Genomic DNA, 18,547 nt, shown 5'->3' with positions numbered 1-18,547 from the left:
GGTACGTCTCCTAAGAAACTTGTGCTCGAAAGCTTATAAAACCGTACTTTTTGATTTTGTGAGCGTCAGTTTCTTTTATGTTTTGTGGAGGGGAAAACCCAACCCCTCCTCACCCGCTCTACAGGAAATCTGTTACTTATCAGCCCTTACAGGTAACGGTGTTTCTAACACTTCCATCAACAACTCCAAGCGTGATGGACGAGATAGTAAGGGAATCAAGTTAGGTAAAGAGTAGTAGTCACCTTTGAAAGTAAAGCTGTCTACGGGAATTTGTTTTTGCTTTAATTGGTTTTCCAAATAGCCATAAGCACCACCCACTTTAACTATGATGACATTTGGCATTGCAGCCAAGTCTCGCTGATAAGTTGTGTATGCTTGGGTAAAATATGGCTGAGTGTTTTCACCCTCGTCAGTGACGATGATGATTTGTTCCACCATTTGCTTTCTCGAGCGCATAACTTCCAAAGCTGCACCAATACTGGTACCTCCACCAGGAAAGATATGTTCAAAAGCTTTTTCCCAATCAGATAGTTCTTTACCTTGAGCTTTGACAGGATAAGCAATGGTATCAAATGCGTAAACAAACAAGTCAGCTTCTGTAATTCCAGAAATCAAAGCTGCGATTTGCTTACCAACATCCAAAGCTACATCCATACTTCCGGATTTATCCACAAACAAAGCAGTTGGTTTGCGAATTCTACCGCGCTTCTTCACTTGTTCGTTAGCGACTTCTTCTAACTTTTGAGCAGTCGCAGCATCTACCTGGGTAACATCAGCAGCTACACGAGCTTTGAATGCACTTACCCGGTTACTCTTACTTGCTTCCTCTAACTTTCCATCAATCAAAGCTTTGACCTGAGGATGTTCCATTGCACCCCGCGCTTGCAAGGATTTAAGGTTATTAATAACCTCTTGAGGAGACATGGAGTTAATTAACGCTACTAATACAGTAGGTGTTAACTGCTTGACTGCACCAATTGCAATGGTGTAAGGAATTTTGTGTTCGACAATTAAAGCTGCTTGTTCTACAGGAGTTTCAGCTTTCGCCAACTGCTTGAGGATATATGCAAGACTATCCTCTGGAGGTTCATCTTTAAACAAAACCTTGTCTGCACGCTGACTGGGCTTAATATGCAAACTTGCATACAGATGCTTCATTGCTTTACGTCCCCGTAAAGCTGCGCGATCAAAGAACTTGCGATCGATTTCCCGCGCTTTCAAATAACGAGTTACCGCAGTACGTGCAGAACGAGGAACTTTACCTCGATGCTGCTTCATAAAATCTACAATGCGCGCTACTTGGTAAGGTGGGAATTCTTGCAACATCACAAAACCTGCATCCCGATGTTCTGTGAGGTTACTTGTGAGTAAATGTCCCAAAAATACTTCCTTATGGTCGCGGACGTCACCGTTATGCTGATACCATACCGCCAAATGTCCATAAAAGAGTGGATCGAGTTCCACCATTAATTTGTGGAATTCTGTAACTTTCTCTAACTGACGATGAGGAGTAGTCAGCAAGCTATTGAGAAGTTCCAAACGTAAATCGCGTTCTGCTGTATTCATATCACTACCTCCTAAAGCGAAGCGGATTTTCAAAAACGTAATTTATGTGAAGTACTTATTACGTCTTATTTGGAAGTAGATGTCGCACGCAGCGAGTGACTTATATTCATTTATAGCGGTTTTCATTTGAATCAAATACATTTTCTAATTCCCAAATGTAGAGACGTAAAATTTTACGTCTCTACGAGGTGTACCACACTCAACCGAAAACCGTTATATATAATCACCGCGCAAGTTTAGGGAGCCTTGTGTTTATTGCAAACGTGGAAGTTTTGCGTATGTAAGCTCTCTTTGTGAGGGCGCGGCAACAACTACTGTTAATATGTACAATTATTGGACGCAGTTACCAAAGCTTCTATCTCATTTTCTGTTTAGTATTTACCGTTTTGATATTCACCATATTCATGACTCATTATTGATTACTTCAGACTAATTATTTCAGAGATACTTTTGCTCCCGTAGCTTCTAGCTTTTGCTTGAGATTCACAGCTTCATTATGAGTGTTCGCAAACATTACAGTGTTGGGAACTGATTCGACAAAATCTTTAGCCTCTCTCAATCCTAAACCAGTAATTGCTCGTACCTCTTTTAAAATTGCAATTTTTTTGTCTAGAGGTACTTCTTCTAAAACAACATCAAATGCTGTATCAGTTTCTATCTCATCTTCAATTATTTGAAAATAAGCAGAGTCATCTATTACTGATTTTTGAATTAGAGGACGTGGAGAAGCATCAACATTAAAAGTATCTTCGATTTGCTTAACTAGTTCAGCAGTTTCAAGTAGGGTTAAATCTTTCAACTGCTCTAAAATTACAACAGTTTTGCTAGACACGATCCAAACCTGTAGTGCATCTATATAAAAAACTTTCTTGCAAAAATCAAATTAATTATTCTCAATTATGTTGATTAAGCTTGAGCAAGCTGCATCCTAATTAATTTAATCTCTTTTTTATTACACTGTCGCTTACTGACAGCATAAATTTTGCGATGATAATTCTTAAGGGCTAATTTTTCATTGATTGCTATTTTCAATAAAACATCTCTAGCAACATCAAAAATCAAGTCTTTAAAAGTTATCAAATACCAGATGTCATTAATTTTTTGATACTGATGATAACTATCTACAACTAACAAATCATCACGTTTTTTAGGAGCTTCTTTTTTAGGCTTCTGAGCTATACAAAGAATACCTGTTTCTGGATGAACGTATAATGCTTCACGCCAATAATTAGCCAAAGAACGTTCATTAGTTCGCTCGTAAGGTACTCCATCGATTAAGACTACATGAAGTTCTACAAAACTCCAAACATGAGAAAGAATATGCTTTCCAGAAAGTCCTCTTGGATCGAGCTTGTAACACAACTCACTGTAAACTTTATTCCAAGGTTTTCCTACTTTAGAACGCAACCAACTATATAATGGTCCAAGATGATCTGAGAAATACTTAGTCTTATTTCTAGGCTTGATGATGTATTGATTTAATAAACCATCTTCAGTAGCATCAGCGGTAATTTTGTCCAAATATTTTCTATAACCACTGTGCTTTCTTAAACTTATTCTCAATCCACTACGGGGACGTTCAATAACAATCTCTCCCAAACGATGTTCGCTCATAACTTGGATTATTATTTGGGTCTTTAACTAAATTTTTACTTTTGCTAATTAATTGAAAATTGACAATTATTAATTTGTTTTTGACAACATAATTGAAGAGCATTGATATCACCTCTAATTAATAAAAAATATATAAATAGTAAAGAATATATAATTAATCCTTGTAAGGATAGCTAGGCAAAATTTTTAGATTTTGTTTTGGTATTAATAATAGCTAATCCCATTTTTAAACCTCGTATAAGTTAAAAAAGCTATGATATAGCTACCGCTCTTACTCAGGATAACCCGAGCAGTGGGCACGCATTACGCATCTAACGTGAGACTTGCAATGCTTCGCTCTTTCGGTCGCCCGAATTTTGCTACATTATGGTCGTTATAGTTACGAAAAGTATGTAAGCTTTATCGGTTAGGATACGAGGTGTAATTTTGTCATTTTGCGCAAGTCGAAAAAGCTTTTTTATGGTACCCTTGGCAGGAATCGCACCTGCAACCTCTTGATTGGAAGTCAAGCGAGCTACTGTTGCTCTACAAAGTGTGTAAGCTTTTTAAGTTAGGGCGCAAAATGAAATGTCTGTATGAAAAATTGAAAAATCAAAATTAATTAAGCACTCCGCGCAAGTTAAGAAAGCTGTGAGTTCATACACAGGATTCGTTAGCGAAGCGTCTCCGCTAAGAGAAACCTGTTACAAGTCGGTGAATAGCCGAATGCTCTACTATGAGCTAGTATGTAGGCTTTCTAAGTAGGGGCGCAGAATGATTTTTTATAACTCTATATAAATTAGAAAAGCAATATATTTAATATTTGAGAATATATTACTTTATTTACAGAATCAACAATAAATAAATTCAATTGCTCACCTTCATATATTTTATTTTTAAGGTTCTGATTTATAATTTATGTTGATTTTAAATTTTAGTTGGTAATCAATAAAATCTAAGATCTATATTTTTATTGTTTTAAATAGTTCCACACAAGTTAGGAAAGCGTTTGATTTACACTTTGTCTTTACCAATTTGACCACACCGCCTTGAATGGCGGTGGTAGGATTTGTTAGCGCAAGCGTGCTGAAAGCATACCTACAAGTTCTTTTATGAACTAAATGCATGTAAGCTTTACTTGTTAGGGTGCAGAACTACAAGCTTTAAATTTAAAGTTGCAATTTTCAAGTTATAGTTTTTAGCTTTAAACTCAAAACTTTCTAACCATAAACTGCTTCTGGTCTTACTATTAGAACGCCACTTGGTCTGCGGTCTATTACGTAAAATTCAAAACTTGTTAAATTCACGTCAAAATGTTGTGCTAGCCTTTCTTTAATTGCAACATCACTCATGTTTGAGTCTAAATTAATTTGACTTTGAGTAATATCATAAGAACGACCCTGAAATCTAACATGAATCATTTTAAAACCTCCTGATACTTATGAATTGGGAGGTGAAAATTTGAAGAAGAACTTCAGTGCTTTATCTCTCGTTACTAATATACTACTTAAATACTACATTGCTGTCAATACCCCAGAAAATATTTTTTCTATTTTTGCTGTAATTACGTTTAAATATAGGTTTATGGGATTTATGACACGTACTACATGTGAATGAGTATTACTGGAAGGGTATTTTTCTCCCATCCGTTACTAATTCTTTTCCAGTCCTTTTAGAGTGGAATGGTTAGTTAGCAACGGATGTGTTGATACATGGAGTAATTATGGGAAAAACTGATATCTACCTGTTCTTTTATCCTCAATTCATATTATCTTCAGGTACATCACCTTCAGGACTTGAACCCTCTTCAAAGGAAGGAACTATTGCGTCATTCTGGGTGGGAATTACTGGTTCATATGAATTCACATTACCCAAATCTACATCACCTAAATCCGCATCTCCTTTAGGAAGTAAGCTATCTTCTTCAACTGAAGATATATTTTCATCGGCTTCAGCAGGAACGACCTGTTCGGGTTGAGAGAAGTTTACATTACTTTCAGAAGTTGAATTATCTTCTTGAGGAGAAGCGACTGGTTCTGCTTCTGGCTGGGATAAATTAGTATCACCTTCAATTACACCATCTTCGGTTGGAAAGATTTCAGGATTTGAAGTTTCGTCAACAGGAGGATTTTCACCTGTATCTGGTGCTACTGGTTTTTCTTTCTCAGCAGCAATCTGTTGCATTAACTGTTCAATGATTTCCACTTGTTGAAAATCACCTTGACTGCGGAAGCGATCGCCAGCACGTTTGAAAGCAGACTTTGCTTTTTTTATTTCGCCTTGGTTGTACCAAGTTACTCCCAAATTGTAATAAGCCTGGGGGTTATTGGGGTCATTATTAATTGCTTGTTTGTAAATTGCAACCGCATTCTGGGTTCGACCTTGAATTGCTTGAAGGCTACCCATGTTGTTATATGCTTGGATGTTATTTGGATCTATTTCTAAAACTCGTTTATAAGCTGCGATCGCATCTTCCAGATTACCGGTATTTTGGAGCGCAATTGCTAAATTAAAGTAAGCATTAGAATTTTCACTATCAAAGTTAACTGCTTGCTGATAAGCTGCGATCGCCTCATCCAATCTACCTTGTTCGTAGAGTACTAATCCCAAATTATAGTGGGAGGATGCCATGGTCGGTGCTACTATCAAAGCCTGACGGTAAGCAGTAATTGCAGCTTCGTTTTGTCCTTGTTTTTGTAACGCCAAACCCAAGTTATAGTAAGCTTCAGCAAGATTGGGATTTATGCGAATTGCTTCCGAGTATTCTTGTACTGCACTTTCCAAGCGATTGGTTTCTAGAAGAATATTACCGAGATAATTGCGAGCAGCAGCAAAATTTGGATCGCGTCGTAAAGCTTGGCGAAGTGCAGACTCAGCACCTTCTAAATCTTTGCGATTGTAACGCATGACTCCCTGTTGGTAAAAGCTAGCAGCTTCTAAATCCGTATTTGCTGGTATGGTCTGTGCGAATAATTTACTTTCTGGTAGTTCAGCAAATATTTGCCAACCCAAACTCAAAAACACAGAAGCACACAAAATTGCTATTTTCCGACAAAAGTAAATATGCGGATTCTTTTCATCTTTGTGAGACATGAATGCCAGACCTACCATTATTGCTTGATGCTATAAAGTCAGGGTACCCACAACGATAGGCAAAAATTATGTTTTTGTTGAGGAGTTTGTGTTTTGGTGTTTATTACCTGCAGGAAGAGTGGGGAAGAGTTACGGGAAGAAAACCCCGTATTCCCCAAGCCGGAACTTTGGCTCTGAATTCCTTAATTAACAATCGCCCAGATATCATTAAAACCGTACAAACAGAATTAGGGACAGCCATAAATTGGGTGAAACAGAATCCAGATGCTGCAGCTGAGTTGGGTTCTGAGTATCTGGGTTTGAAAGCGCCAATTATTCAACAGTCTTTGCAGCATACACCTTTAGAAATGGTAAGTGCTGCTGACACTAAAGAAGATTTGGAGTTTTGGTTTAAGCGTTTGATGGAGCAAAACCCTAAGTTTCTTGGTGGAAGTCTTCCAAATGCTGGATTTTATTATGGTAATTGATTCAAGCAAAATACAAATTTTGCCAGCAATAAAACTGAGAAACAAGTAGGAAAACAAAATTATTGATACATTTATATCCAGTTATATTAACTGTCCCCTGTTCCCGGTTCCCTTTTTCCTACTCATGGTAGAATCAACATCGCATCACCAAAGGAATAAAAACGATATTTTAATGCGATCGCTTCTTGATAAACATCTAATAATCTCTGTCTACCAATTAAAGCACTAACCATCATCATTAAACTTGAACGCGGTAAGTGAAAGTTAGTAATTAAACCGTCGATCGCCCGCCACTTATAACCCGGATAAATAAAGATATCAGTTTTTCCTGTGAATGGTTGAATTTCACCACTAATTGCAGCACCTTCCAAAGAGCGCGCGACGGTCGTCCCTACGGCGATTACTCGACCTCCAGCAGCTTTTGTTTGACGAATTTTCTCTACTGTTTCACTCTTGACATCAATCCATTCTTCATGCATTTGATGGGTGGTAACATTCTCTACCTCTACTGGGCGAAAGGTACCCACACCAACATGAAGAGTAACAAAAGACCGACCTATCCCTTTTTGCGATAACTTTTCTAAAAGTTCGGGTGTAAAGTGTAACCCAGCAGTTGGTGCAGCTACAGCCCCTGGATTTTTTGCGTAAACGGTTTGATATTGCTCGCTGGCAGCTTCTGTATCGGTAATATAAGGAGGAAATGGAACTTCACCAAACTTATCCAAACATTGCAGTAATGAAACACCAGAAGGTAAGTCAAATTGTAATAAGCGTCCTCCGGTAGCTTCATCTGTTTCGAGGACTGTAGCTGTTAAACAATTAGGAAAAGTTCCCTCTCCATTTTCTGGTTGATTTCCACCTGCAGTAAAAATAATTTTTGTTCCTAGCTTAAAGCGTTTTCCTGGTTTAACCAAAGCTAACCAACAATTAGATTGTTGCTCTTGTAAAAGTAAAACTTCCACCTCCGCACCGGTAGACTTGCGACCGTATAATCTAGCTGGGATCACTTGGGTATTATTCATGACTAATAGATCCCCAGGTTTTAATATTTCTGGCAGTTCCCGGAAAATATAATGTCCGTTAGCTTGTTCTCCTTGTGTACTCAGGGTATTTACTAGTAATAACTTTGAACTATCTCTAGGAACTACGGGATTTTGAGCAATGAATTCGGACGGCAATTCGTAATCATATCCTTGCAAATTAAAATCTAATTCGTGGTTTTCCCGTAGTAAATCAGGAGTGTGTTGCTGCATTTATTTGAAGATTTTATGGAATAATGGGTACTTCAGCTTTCCTTAATTAATGCATTATCTCGGGTTATCCCTTAGTTGCATCCATAGATTTTCGGATTCATACCATTAGGTATCACGTAAATACAATTATAAAAATTGGGTAAAACTCCCCATCAAAAAACGGGGACATTTACCCTACCGGTTCATGGGGTTGATTGAGGAATATATAAATGTAGGATTGGCTTTGATCCCTAGAACCAAGATGGAATATTTGTATTACCTGGCTAACGCCAGTCTCTCTTTGAGGGTAGTTCAATTCTTGCATTCCAGACCTGAGATACCCGTCGCTTTCATCACCGTTATTCATCAAATAGATGGTTGGGTGGTTAGAATAAAGCTCAGACGTGAAATCTCGGTTGATGAAGATCGCAATTTCAGGGCATTCTTAAATGAATTGGGAATTACCTATGAGCCACCAATGCGCGTACAAATGGCGCTTTGGAGTTTAGAAACAGGACAATGTCCTGTTGATGTAATGCGTCGTTACCAAGTGGCGGTTGTGTCACATGGCAGTCCAGAAAAGGAAGAAATTGAAGCATTCCGGCAGCAATTTGTACGAGGATTGGGGTATTGCCCAGAGACCCTAGCATGATACCAGCGCTTTTGACAAGTAGCAATACGATAATTATTGATGACTGGTAATTGGTAATTGGTAGTAGCAGAATAGTTTTCTGTTTTTGGTTACTTGTTACCACTCATATCATCTATATTTAAATCAAATGCTCCTGGAATATATTCTTCTAAATTGAATTGATATTCTTGCGTTAACGAACTGGCTAGTACTTCCTTCCCAATGATTTTTTTGACTGTATGCTGATTTGGTTTTGGCTGAAATTGAACAATAGCCACATCAAATCGACATGGTAGATCCGCTAGATCTGAATTTTGGGCTAAATAGATTTGAGCTGTGCGCCAAATTTTCCCCTGTTTTTTTCGGTTGATTGCATTTCTTCCCCCCGCATCCCAACTTCCTCGACTGCGAGTTTTGACTTCCACAAATGCTAATACGGAGTCATCAGGGCTCGCTCTAGAATTTTCAAGTCCATGGGTGGGGTATTCTCGATTTTTCTGATTCGGTTCTAATTTTGATTCTAATTCTGAATCTTCTAATTTTATTTTTATTTCCTCGTCATCTTTCTGCTGCAGAGCAACGATATCAATTTCTCCCCAGCGACAGCTCCACCGCTGGTGCAAAACTATCCAACCTGTGGATTGTAACCATTTGGCAACTAACTCTTCTCCTTTAGCGCCAATATCGGGATAATTATTGTATGAAAAACGGTTCATTGGCTAAAAAATAGGATGAATTCTTGGTTAAGTAAGCAAATTTGGCAAAGCATTACCGGCATATTACTTGGGGGAGTACTATGCATCACTTTAATTTTCAGTGTTACTCCCAATGCTTTAGCAATTAACTATAATAATCGCAGTTTGATTGGAGAAGATTTTTCCAATCAGGATTTAACGGATTCGAGCTTCGATCATGCTAATTTGCGCAATAGCAACTTCAGTCACTGTAAGTTAACTGGGGTTAGATTTTTTTCAGCAAATTTAGCTGCTGTAGATTTAACAGGTGCTGATCTGAGATTTGCCGATTTAGAATCAACTCGTTTGACGAAAACAAATTTAAATGATGCTTTACTAGAGGGAGCATTTTTGACTAACGCCATGTTTGATGGTGCCACAATTGATGGTGCTGATTTTACTGACGTGTTTTTACGTAACGACATTCAAGCAAAATTATGCAAGGTAGCTAAAGGTACTAATAGTATTACAGGACGCGATACGCGGGATACTTTAATGTGCCCGTAATCATCTTTGATGGATTATGTTTCAATGAAAGGGCTTATCCTCTTTTTTACGATGGGGATAAGCCCTTGGGTTAGGAATGTGGATTAAATAAAGTACAAAAGTAGGGTGCTGTTAGCATCGCGTAACGCACCATTCCAAATTTCAGAATTAGGAATAAGAAATAGAAGATATGATTGAGTACATGAAAAAATATTTACTTTTGATTACATAAGTAAAATCCTAGAAATATAACTTGATTACAATAAGAACAATTCTTAATTGATAATGTGGTTAATTTGGCTAGAATAAATATTAGAAGCAACATTAATAAAACTCTTTTTAGCAGGTTAAAGTTGTAAAGCTAAATTTCTACAGCCAGAGCAAGCGTCAAAAATTAGAAACCGACGCTATTTGATTAGTTGTAACCCTTAAAAGGAGTTAATTTGCTTCTTGCATACTCTCCAAAAGTGAGGCAAAAACTATGAAACAGATGGTTTGGCAACCTGAAGAGCGAGACAAAAAAGTAAATCAATATCTAGACAAGATTAATCACGCTCCTTATCAAAACATAGTCGCAATTTCAATTGTAGCGTTTTGTTTATTTACTGCTGCAATATTGCTCGGTATTTTTTAGAACACAGCTAACATTAATTGTACCAAAAAGCCAGATAAAATATTTTTGGTTCATCCTTTTTTTGGTTCATAATTTCTGACTCATGCTTGCAAGATAATAATTGCAGGCTGAATAATTCTAAGCTAATAATTTCCCAAAATCAAAACTTTTCTCAGTCTAAATTATTTAGACTCATAAGACTCTCAAATAAGACTCTCAAATCAAACAGTTTTCAACTTCAGAAATATTTTAGAACCAAAACAAACATATTATTCAGAAATAATCCCACACAAAGTTATTAATAGTTGACGATTAACTTTCAACTAGAAGTGACAAAGGTGGGATATTTTTTATCATTTAATTGGTAACTCAATATCAAAAGTAAAAGGTTCATTAGGATTGGCGATAATTTTCAGAGAACCACCATGTCTTTCGGAAATAATTTGATAACTACTTAAGAGCCCTATATCCATTTCTTCTGTAATTGACTGATTATGGCAAAATTCTTCAAATTGTTTTATTTGTGAAATTTTTGATAAACAAGAACCATTATTTTTAATATTTATTTGAACATATTTAGAATATTTAAAACTTGTTTCGATTGAAATTTGGGGATACCAATTCCAATTATCGGGATTCATATTCACTTTTGCTAGGTCTTCCTTACTGGGTACATCATCTAGCATATCTATCCCATAAGTGAGAAGATTCATAAATACCTGATTCAATAAATCTGGATAACATTCAAAATGGGGAATATCTTTATAATTTTTGACTACTTTAATTTTAGGACGCTTGGAATTTTTGCCAAGACGGTAGCTGAGTAAGACTAAGATATTGTCTATATTTTCGTTAATATCTATAGTTTTTGTTTGAGATTCTTCAAAACCAGAAAATACTTTGAGTGCTAACATTAACTTCATAATTCTCTGGAGCGAATTTTTGAAGGATAGATTTATTTTTTCAATATCTTTGGTATAAAAAGACAAATCGATTTCATTTTCAAATTCCTTTATATATGGGGGTAAATCGGCAAATTCATTTTGATACAAATGTACGAGTTCCAATAAGTTTTTAAAATAATCTTCTATGTGCTTAATATTGGCATATAAAATATTAATTGGATTATTAACTTCATGAACTACACCTGCATAAATTTGCTCAAAAAAAGTTACTGTTTCTTTTTGAACTAATAATGCTTGGATGAGTCGAGATTTTTCCAAACTTTGACTTAATTCCTCTAAACGTTGTCTTTCTTCAAATTCTGCTTGCTGGGCTTGTTTACGTTGATAAATTTCTTGCCAAATTTGTTTATACATTGATTCAAAAGCGGTAATCACCTCACCTAATTCATCTTTTCGTCGCATTTTCAAAGAATGAAAATTAAAGTAAGGATTGTTTTGACCTACACCTTTTGCCGCTTTTAACAAGTCATCCCGTAAATATAAGATGGGTCGAACACAAATACGGTTAATTACAAGCATGCTAGCCACAGTAAGAACTATGGAAATTAAAATTACTAAGCTAATAATTCTAATGCTGTAACCCGATAATTGATTTTGAATTGGTATGTCATCATAACGCAGTACAACCCATAAAGGTTGCTCGTTTTGATTAAAATAAATCGTAGTATTGTAACCTCCCTGGGAAAAACTTGGCAGTCGGGATGTTTTTTCTTGCTTTAATATTTGGAAATTTATGTCCGGTTTATCCCCGGTCACGGCTAAAATTTTCCCATCTTCTCGATAAATTTTTCCACCGCTGATAATAGATTCCTGCTGAAGATTTGTTAAAAATTTCTTCGCAATATTTGAATTGATAGATGCTGTTTCTGAAAAAGCTACTTTAACTGCGGTTTGAGAAATTCGCTGTAGATCGGTCAGTATTAATTTTTGGCGGTTCAGGTATGAGGGAATAAAGATAATAGTCTCAATAATCAACAGACTACAAAATATCCATAGTGTCATTTTTTTGGATAGCTGCGTATTAAAGTTTTGAGATGAAAACCAATTAAACATCTTTTAAAAAAATAATCTTTAATCAGTTATAGTTCCAAAAATAGTTAATAGACTACACTTTTTGGGATATTGCTTGTTGACTTACAGCTTTTGGAGTACGCCACAGAAAACCCTCCCATGCTAATATTTGTCAGTTCTGTGATTCCCGCTATATCTCCCTAGAACAAGGTTAATACTGTGGCGATCATTAAAAGTAAATTGAAAACCCTATCTCTTAATTCCAATTGATGATCATAATTTTCTTGCGCAGTAATGGTTGATTTTAGGATTACTACTTATAGTTGAACAGTGTCAAAGTATATTTCAAGACTTACACCTGTGATTTTCATTTGTACGGGGTGACAACCTAAACTATTCGGTTAATGTTTTACTAGATTTGTGCTTCAAGGTAAGGGTGTAGTATTTTTGTGAGGTAAGCTTGCTGTACTTGCAAAAAGTTTTATTACCATTTCAGCACGGGATGAAACCTCAAGTTTGCGAAACATGCGCTTCAGTGCTTGCTTTACTGTATTTTCTGTAATCCATAAAGCTTTTCCTATTTCCAAATTAGTCATTCCCTGAGCGACTAATTCTGCAATTTGTCTTTCGCGTGGAGTGAGAGGACTGGAATTTAGTTCTCCAATACCTAAGTTTGAGCGTAGTGTGGCTAGTTTTGTCGAAAAATGCAAACATAGGGCGCTTAAATCGGCTAAATTATCTGCAGTGAAGGGCGGTTCTTTACGGTGACGGGTGAAACCAATACCACCAACAATTTGACCGTTATTGATAATTGGACCTGCCATTACATGTCCGTGATCTGCGCGGGGACAAATTGTTTGCCACACTCCAGGGGGTAAAATTATTTCATCGTGAACCGCAACATGGCGTTGTAATACATACCTCAAAACGGGGTTGGATTCGACTGACAGAGCCCGTTTAATTATCTCTGGGGTATTTTTATCGATCGCAGGAAGTCGATCCATAAAAAATACTCCCCAACGGTTTGCTGCAAAATAATCGCCTACTTCCGCTACTATCGTTTCTTTGAGTTCTAATTCATTCTGCGCCTCGGCGATCGCCTGAAATGAATTCTGTAGTGGAGTTTTCATCATTTGTTGACTTATATGGATTGCGCCACTTGAGGAAAGTGTACCTGATCGAGGTCTATACGAAGGAGAATGCTTAACTTTAATCTAAGCTTTAGTAACCTTGAAAAGCGAGGGAAATAATTTCAAAGAAAAATAATTGGAACTGCTTCATTTTCATTTGCAGAATTTTCGATAGATTATGGATACTTCTTCAAGTCGTTCTGATTTAGTTATAAATCAAACAACAGAACAAAATCGGTTTCTATCTAAGTCAGCAGCAGTCAGCTTTTGCATTATTGCAGTCTTATTTAATATTTGCCTAATGATCCAGTTGCTTACCGTTGGGTTAGCCTACTTCTATAACCCCAATTACTGGAGAATTCATGTTTGGCTTGTACGAGGATATGGTGGATTATCTCTTATTTTAATGTTGCTGGCTTATTGGTTTCCATTTTCTGAGCGAATACGAAACCTCACAATAAGTCTTCCAATCCTCTTGGCACTACAATTTTTGACCATTCATATCCAAACCCCATTTCCATTTCCCTTAGCTATTGTTCACCCTTTAATCGGATTTGCCCTATTTTTTGCATCTACAACCTTAGTACATCATGTGTGGCTGATCTTGTCGCTGAACACAAAAATATAATTCTATTGAGAAAAAACTATGAATAATTATGCTCATCCTGAAGTCTTAGTCGATACGCAATGGCTTGCAGAACACCTCGACGACCCTAATCTCCGTATAGTCGAAGTTGATATGAGTCCAGAACCCTATCAAAATAATCATATTCCGGGTGCTGTTTTTTGGAATATTTTTGCAGACTTACTTTTACCTGATATGAGGATAAATCTAAATGTTTCAGCCATGGAAAAACTACTATCACGCTCTGGGATTACAAACGATATGAATATCGTTGCTTATGGGAGTTATCCCGGAACTGGAGCCTGGATTTTCTGGCTATTAAAACTATTTGGACATCAAAATATCAAAGTTTTGAATGGCGGACATCAAAAATGGGTAGTTGAAGGTCGTCCAGTTACAGCAGAACTATCAAAGTTTCCCCCGACCCAGTACCATGCACAACCACTCGATGATCATTTGCGAGTACTCCATAAGGAGATTCAAGAATCGATTGATGATCCGGGTCGAGTAATTCTAGATGTTCGTACTATTGAAGAGTATCGAGGCGAACAATTTTTAATGAAGCCACCAGAAGGTAAGGAACGTGCGGGACATATTCCCGGCTCTATTCATGTCGAACACTTACTTACCCTTAATGAAGATGGAACTTTTAAGTCATTTGATGAATTAAAGACGCTTTACCACAGTAATGGGATTACCCCTGACAAAGAAGTGTTTTCCTACTGTGCGATCGGTGGACGTTCGGGTTACACCTGGTTTGTCTTGAAGTATTTACTGGGTTATCCCAAAGTCAGGAACTATGATGGTTCGTGGAATGAATGGAGTTGTTTACCTAATGTAGCGATCGAGAAATAAACCCACTATTAGTTTTTTCAATGTTAGTTTCTTCAGAAACTTGACACTAATTGGGAAATTGCTATATTGAGAATATATTGAATCAAGTTGAATCGAATAAATTTTTTCCCACAATGAAAACAGCATTCGTCCTTACTAGCACTACCACTACTACCCACATCGGAGGGTTGTAAGGCGCTGCTTTCAAATAAGTCTTACTATCTTACTTACCCTCCAGACTAATTCTGGGGGGTTATGCTTTTTTAGGCTCCATGTCCAAGAAATCAAAGGGAATATTCATGTTTATGATTATTTATTTTGTATTAAAAACTACTACTACCAGCACTACGATCGCGCCCGGAGGGACGTGACAACTGATTGTACGTGCAATTCATTTGTCCCTCCAAATTTGACTTGGAGGGCTTTTTATTGTTTGAAGATTTATTTTTTACTATTTACATTACAGGAGAAACTAAAATGGCAGATCATCGCGAACTTGCAAAGAATATGGACTTGTTTCATTTTGAAGAACACAGTCCAGGAATGGTATTTTGGCATCCACAAGGATTGAGACTATTTCGCAGCATAGAAGATTTTATGCGACAGGTTTATCAAAATAGTGGATTTGAAGAAGTGCGATCGCCTATCGCCCTGAACCGTTCCCTATGGGAAAAGTCAAAGCATTGGGAAAAGTTTCGTCAGGGAATGTTTGTTGTTGGTAGTGTGGAGGCTGAGCAAGATAATGAATCAGATTTATCTATAATTAGCTCAGACTATGCTTTGAAACCCATGTCATGTCCAGCCCATATCGCTATTTATCAATCCCGCAAACGTAGTTATAGAGAAAATCCCATGCGATTAATGGAATTTGGAATCTGTCATCGCAACGAACTTTCTGGAACATTATCGGGATGTATGCGACTGCGACAATTTGTCCAGGATGACGCTCATATTTTTTGTCGAGAATCTGATGTTCAGAGTGGAGTAAGCAATTTTCTCAAGATGGTGAAACTGGTTTATTCTGCCTTTGGTTATGAGGAATTTTCCCTGCAAATTTCCCTCAGACCAGGGCAAAGACTTGGTTCTGACGAACTATGGGATAAGGCTGAATCTGTATTAATTAAAGCAGTTGAATCTTTGGGACATAATTATAATTTAGCGGCAAATGAAGGAGCATTCTATGGTCCCAAGCTGGAAATTAGTTTGCAGGATAGATTGGGGCGATCGTGGCAATGTGGGACAATTCAAGTCGACTTCAATCTTCCTCAAGTATTTGAACTGGGATTTGTGAATGAATCAGGGGAATTGGAGCGTCCTGTAATGCTGCATCAAGCAATCTTGGGATCCTTAGAGCGTTGGATTGGAATTTTGTTGGAGCACCACAATGGTGCTCTTCCTGTTTGGGTCGCTCCGACGCAAGTTGCTGTTGCTTCCATTTCTGATAAAGCATCTCCTTGGGCGGAAAAAATTGTTTCTCGGCTCAAGAGAATGGGGATTCGGGTAGAACTTCATAATCAAGATCGCACAATCAGCAAAAAAATTCGCGAAATCTCTAAACGCAAAGTACCACTAATTGCCATTGTGGGCGAGCAAGAAGCTAGCAATCAAAGCTTAAATCTTCGGTGTTTAGGGGCTAGGGAGCAGGAAGAAATGAGTCTTGTTCAATTTGAGGAGAAATTGGCAGATATCTTTCCAGCTTTTTAAGCGTATTTATCAATGGCGATCGCTTCCATGTACGATGCTATTTACAATGGTTTCAGAGATATTTCCAGTCTAATTGAATCATGAAACTGAACCAATCATTGAGAAAACTGCACCGTACTATTGCCCCAATTGTTTTGTTACCATTGCTAATCACAGTGTTTACAGGGGTTACCTACCGCATTTCCAAAGATTGGTTCGGGCTGTCTCGCGACCAAGTTCATTTTCTGATGGTTTTGCATGAAGGTGAATATTTTGGACATAAGCTAGAGTCAGTTTATGTCCTACTCAATGGCTTGGGTTTGCTATGGATGTTAGCAACTGGTGGAGCAATGTTGTTTCAAAATTTGCAGAAATTTTTTAAGCGATCAAGAGACTATGTACAAAGTAAGCAGGTACCTCAAACTTCAACAGATTCCGATTCACATTCTGATTGATCCAGCTTTCTCAAATTTTTGGTAAGTTTTGGGTTTTTATTATTTTAGTGGTTGATGCGATCGTCACTAATCCAAAGAAATATATAGTTTAGGATATTTTACTTTCTGAATAATTCATCTTTTCTAGTTCTTGTCTTTTTGTAACTATTGTTGAATGAGTAGTAATAATTTCTGAGTACGCTTTGTGAATCAAAGTTGACATCCACCTTTAAAAGTGGATGTTTTTTATTTCGATTGGTGGAAAATTATCTATTGACCAAGCAAATAAAGAATCTCTCCTTAATTGGACAAAATATGCATTCTAATAATGGGATAAAATTATGATGAATATGAAGAAATATTAAGGCTTGATTTCAATGAGTTGGTTCCTTTCTACCTTGGTAATTATCCTTGCACTACTTATACTCTCACTTGCATTATATCTAATCACCGCTCGTCGTTATCAGTCATCTGACTCCGTCGCCAATTCCTACGACCAATGGACTGAGGATGGTATTTTGGAGTTTTACTGGGGCGAACATATTCACTTGGGTCATTATGGTTCGCCACCACGACGGAAAGATTTTTTGGCTGCCAAATATGACTTTGTACATGAAATGGTGCGTTGGGGTGGTCTAGATAAATTACCCCCCGGAACAACTGTTTTAGATGTCGGCTGCGGGATCGGAGGTAGCAGTCGTATCTTAGCTAAAGATTACGGGTTTGAAGTTACAGGTGTTACCATCAGTCCCCAACAAGTGGAACGGGCTCGGGAGTTAACTCCTGAAGGAATAAACGCCAAATTTATGGTGGATGATGCGATGTCACTTTCTTTTCCCGATGCAAGTTTTGACGTAGTATGGTCAGTTGAAGCTGGACCCCATATGCCAGATAAAGCGGTTTTTGCTAGAGAGTTAATGAGGGTAGTTAAGCCAGGTGGATTGTTAGTTGTTGCGGACTGGAACCAAAGGGATGATCGTCAAAAACCCCTAAATTTTTGGGAAAAGCCAGTAATGCGCCAACTATTGGACCAATGGTCTCATCCAGCTTTCGCTAGTATTGAAGGTTTTTCCGAACTTTTGGAAACGACAGGATTTGTTGAAGGAAAAGTAATTACAGCAGACTGGACAAAAGAAACCCTTCCTTCCTGGTTTGATTCTATATGGCAAGGAGTTGCTCGACCTGCGGGATTGGTGCGTTTTGGTGTATCTGGTTTTATTAAATCTTTGCGGGAAGTACCTACAATTCTTCTGATGCGGTTAGCATTTGGTGCGGGGCTTTGTCGATTTGGGATGTTTCGTGCAGTGAGGGCTAATTCAGTTACTCCATCGGAAGAGACAGTTGCAACCGAAATTGCCCAAGTTTAAGTTGCCCAAATTTAAGATTAATAATGGCAAGAAGTCTCCCGTTTTTACGGTGAGATGGATTGCTTTTATTGCAACATTATGAG

18 protein-coding genes, 1 tRNA gene and 1 pseudogene are annotated in these 18,547 nt (G+C 37.5%); 9 read left to right on the top strand and 11 right to left on the bottom strand.

All coding sequences use genetic code 11. The features are described from left to right. Nucleotides 1–132 precede the first annotated feature (132 nt). The 6 genes from QNJ50_RS24230 to QNJ50_RS24205 form a co-directional block, all read right to left on the bottom strand. Nucleotides 133–1,566: a hypothetical protein gene (locus QNJ50_RS24230; protein WP_300640696.1), complete on the bottom strand. Its 1,434-nt coding sequence runs from the start codon at nt 1,564–1,566 to the stop codon at nt 133–135. A 433-nt stretch (nt 1,567–1,999) separates the two neighbouring features. Then, the gene (gene rplL / locus QNJ50_RS24225) at nt 2,000–2,398 is read right to left on the bottom strand and encodes a 50S ribosomal protein L7/L12 (RefSeq protein ID WP_300640694.1); all 399 of its coding nucleotides are present in this window, start codon (nt 2,396–2,398) and stop codon (nt 2,000–2,002) included. Nucleotides 2,399–2,472: 74 nt separating this feature from the next. Next, on the bottom strand, nt 2,473–3,180 hold the full coding sequence (locus QNJ50_RS24220; RefSeq protein ID WP_300640693.1) for a hypothetical protein: 708 nt from the start codon (nt 3,178–3,180) through the stop codon (nt 2,473–2,475). Between the two features lie 460 nt (nt 3,181–3,640). After that, nucleotides 3,641–3,716: transfer RNA gene (locus QNJ50_RS24215), tRNA-Gly, on the bottom strand. Between the two features lie 663 nt (nt 3,717–4,379). After that, nucleotides 4,380–4,580, bottom strand: a complete 201-nt coding sequence (locus QNJ50_RS24210; protein ID WP_300640692.1) for a hypothetical protein — start codon at nt 4,578–4,580, stop codon at nt 4,380–4,382. A 337-nt stretch (nt 4,581–4,917) separates the two neighbouring features. Then, nucleotides 4,918–6,252, bottom strand: a complete 1,335-nt coding sequence (locus QNJ50_RS24205) for a tetratricopeptide repeat protein (RefSeq protein ID WP_300640690.1) — start codon at nt 6,250–6,252, stop codon at nt 4,918–4,920. A 68-nt stretch (nt 6,253–6,320) separates the two neighbouring features. On the opposite strand from QNJ50_RS24205, the gene QNJ50_RS24200 reads away from it, so the two are divergent. Beyond that, nucleotides 6,321–6,719 carry a hypothetical protein gene (locus QNJ50_RS24200; protein WP_300640688.1) on the top strand — a complete coding sequence of 133 codons (399 nt, stop codon included), beginning with the start codon at nt 6,321–6,323 and terminating at the stop codon, nt 6,717–6,719. Between the two features lie 122 nt (nt 6,720–6,841). Here QNJ50_RS24200 and queA read toward each other — a convergent pair whose 3' ends face one another. After that, entirely contained in the window at nt 6,842–7,972 is a 1,131-nt protein-coding gene (gene queA / locus QNJ50_RS24195) for a tRNA preQ1(34) S-adenosylmethionine ribosyltransferase-isomerase QueA (protein WP_300640686.1), read from the bottom strand. A 241-nt stretch (nt 7,973–8,213) separates the two neighbouring features. Between queA and QNJ50_RS24190 the strand changes: the two genes are divergently transcribed. Continuing rightward, nucleotides 8,214–8,603, top strand: coding sequence for a hypothetical protein (locus tag QNJ50_RS24190; protein ID WP_027844422.1), 390 nt, complete (start codon nt 8,214–8,216; stop codon nt 8,601–8,603). Nucleotides 8,604–8,692: 89 nt separating this feature from the next. Here QNJ50_RS24190 and QNJ50_RS24185 read toward each other — a convergent pair whose 3' ends face one another. Further along, entirely contained in the window at nt 8,693–9,298 is a 606-nt protein-coding gene (locus QNJ50_RS24185; protein ID WP_300640682.1) for a YraN family protein, read from the bottom strand. 15 nt (nt 9,299–9,313) lie between these two features. Here QNJ50_RS24185 and QNJ50_RS24180 point away from each other — a divergent pair, with 15 nt between their 5' ends. Together QNJ50_RS24180 and QNJ50_RS24175 are read left to right on the top strand one after the other, a co-directional pair. Beyond that, nucleotides 9,314–9,823, top strand: a complete 510-nt coding sequence (locus tag QNJ50_RS24180) for a pentapeptide repeat-containing protein (protein WP_300640680.1) — start codon at nt 9,314–9,316, stop codon at nt 9,821–9,823. 460 nt (nt 9,824–10,283) lie between these two features. Continuing rightward, on the top strand, nt 10,284–10,436 hold the full coding sequence (locus tag QNJ50_RS24175; protein ID WP_300640678.1) for a hypothetical protein: 153 nt from the start codon (nt 10,284–10,286) through the stop codon (nt 10,434–10,436). Between the two features lie 332 nt (nt 10,437–10,768). On the opposite strand, the gene QNJ50_RS24170 is transcribed toward QNJ50_RS24175, so the two are convergent. The 3 genes and pseudogenes from QNJ50_RS24170 to QNJ50_RS24160 all read right to left on the bottom strand — a co-directional run bounded on the left by QNJ50_RS24170 (nt 10,769) and on the right by QNJ50_RS24160 (nt 13,524). Beyond that, nucleotides 10,769–12,382: a hypothetical protein gene (locus QNJ50_RS24170; protein WP_300640676.1), complete on the bottom strand. Its 1,614-nt coding sequence runs from the start codon at nt 12,380–12,382 to the stop codon at nt 10,769–10,771. A gap of 109 nt (nt 12,383–12,491) precedes the next feature. Then, nucleotides 12,492–12,702, bottom strand: a pseudogene (locus QNJ50_RS24165) (IS4 family transposase); the annotation flags it as partial. A gap of 114 nt (nt 12,703–12,816) precedes the next feature. Further along, nucleotides 12,817–13,524, bottom strand: a complete 708-nt coding sequence (locus tag QNJ50_RS24160; RefSeq protein WP_366914325.1) for a LuxR C-terminal-related transcriptional regulator — start codon at nt 13,522–13,524, stop codon at nt 12,817–12,819. Between the two features lie 175 nt (nt 13,525–13,699). On the opposite strand from QNJ50_RS24160, the gene QNJ50_RS24155 reads away from it, so the two are divergent. The 5 genes from QNJ50_RS24155 (at nt 13,700) to QNJ50_RS24135 (ending at nt 18,464) form a co-directional block, all read left to right on the top strand. Beyond that, complete coding sequence (locus QNJ50_RS24155) at nt 13,700–14,149, top strand: DUF6220 domain-containing protein (protein WP_300640674.1); 450 nt, start codon at nt 13,700–13,702, stop codon at nt 14,147–14,149. An 18-nt stretch (nt 14,150–14,167) separates the two neighbouring features. Next, a complete protein-coding gene (locus QNJ50_RS24150; RefSeq protein ID WP_300640672.1) occupies nt 14,168–15,001 on the top strand; it encodes a sulfurtransferase in 834 nt (277 codons plus the stop codon). A gap of 456 nt (nt 15,002–15,457) precedes the next feature. Beyond that, nucleotides 15,458–16,684: a threonine--tRNA ligase gene (thrS, locus tag QNJ50_RS24145; RefSeq protein WP_300640670.1), complete on the top strand. Its 1,227-nt coding sequence runs from the start codon at nt 15,458–15,460 to the stop codon at nt 16,682–16,684. A gap of 80 nt (nt 16,685–16,764) precedes the next feature. Then, nucleotides 16,765–17,118 (top strand): PepSY domain-containing protein, encoded by a 354-nt coding sequence (locus QNJ50_RS24140; RefSeq protein ID WP_300640668.1) that lies wholly within the window; start codon nt 16,765–16,767, stop codon nt 17,116–17,118. Nucleotides 17,119–17,474: 356 nt separating this feature from the next. Beyond that, the gene (locus QNJ50_RS24135; protein WP_300640666.1) at nt 17,475–18,464 is read left to right on the top strand and encodes a methyltransferase domain-containing protein; all 990 of its coding nucleotides are present in this window, start codon (nt 17,475–17,477) and stop codon (nt 18,462–18,464) included. Nucleotides 18,465–18,547: the final 83 nt, after the last annotated feature.

This window comes from Mastigocoleus sp. MO_188.B34, from assembly GCF_030065675.1.
Classification (GTDB): domain Bacteria; phylum Cyanobacteriota; class Cyanobacteriia; order Cyanobacteriales; family Nostocaceae; genus Mastigocoleus.
Note: the sequence above shows the minus strand (reverse complement) of the source record. Positions and strands in the feature narration are given on the sequence as shown.

Bases quoted from the DNA above. Each gene is read 5' to 3' on its own strand.
- QNJ50_RS24230 (WP_300640696.1), bottom strand. From the start codon at position 1,566: ATGAATACAGCAGAACGCGATTTACGTTTGGAACTTCTCAATAGCTTG.
- QNJ50_RS24220 (WP_300640693.1), bottom strand. From the start codon at position 3,180: ATGAGCGAACATCGTTTGGGAGAGATTGTTATTGAACGTCCCCGTAGT.
- QNJ50_RS24210 (WP_300640692.1), bottom strand. From the start codon at position 4,580: ATGATTCATGTTAGATTTCAGGGTCGTTCTTATGATATTACTCAAAGT.
- QNJ50_RS24205 (WP_300640690.1), bottom strand. From the start codon at position 6,252: ATGTCTCACAAAGATGAAAAGAATCCGCATATTTACTTTTGTCGGAAA.
- QNJ50_RS24200 (WP_300640688.1), top strand. From the start codon at position 6,321: ATGTTTTTGTTGAGGAGTTTGTGTTTTGGTGTTTATTACCTGCAGGAA.
- queA (WP_300640686.1), bottom strand. From the start codon at position 7,972: ATGCAGCAACACACTCCTGATTTACTACGGGAAAACCACGAATTAGAT.
- QNJ50_RS24190 (WP_027844422.1), top strand. From the start codon at position 8,214: ATGGAATATTTGTATTACCTGGCTAACGCCAGTCTCTCTTTGAGGGTA.
- QNJ50_RS24185 (WP_300640682.1), bottom strand. From the start codon at position 9,298: ATGAACCGTTTTTCATACAATAATTATCCCGATATTGGCGCTAAAGGA.
- QNJ50_RS24180 (WP_300640680.1), top strand. From the start codon at position 9,314: ATGAATTCTTGGTTAAGTAAGCAAATTTGGCAAAGCATTACCGGCATA.
- QNJ50_RS24175 (WP_300640678.1), top strand. From the start codon at position 10,284: ATGAAACAGATGGTTTGGCAACCTGAAGAGCGAGACAAAAAAGTAAAT.
- QNJ50_RS24170 (WP_300640676.1), bottom strand. From the start codon at position 12,382: ATGACACTATGGATATTTTGTAGTCTGTTGATTATTGAGACTATTATC.
- QNJ50_RS24160 (WP_366914325.1), bottom strand. From the start codon at position 13,524: ATGATGAAAACTCCACTACAGAATTCATTTCAGGCGATCGCCGAGGCG.
- QNJ50_RS24155 (WP_300640674.1), top strand. From the start codon at position 13,700: ATGGATACTTCTTCAAGTCGTTCTGATTTAGTTATAAATCAAACAACA.
- QNJ50_RS24150 (WP_300640672.1), top strand. From the start codon at position 14,168: ATGAATAATTATGCTCATCCTGAAGTCTTAGTCGATACGCAATGGCTT.
- thrS (WP_300640670.1), top strand. From the start codon at position 15,458: ATGGCAGATCATCGCGAACTTGCAAAGAATATGGACTTGTTTCATTTT.
- QNJ50_RS24140 (WP_300640668.1), top strand. From the start codon at position 16,765: ATGAAACTGAACCAATCATTGAGAAAACTGCACCGTACTATTGCCCCA.
- QNJ50_RS24135 (WP_300640666.1), top strand. From the start codon at position 17,475: ATGAGTTGGTTCCTTTCTACCTTGGTAATTATCCTTGCACTACTTATA.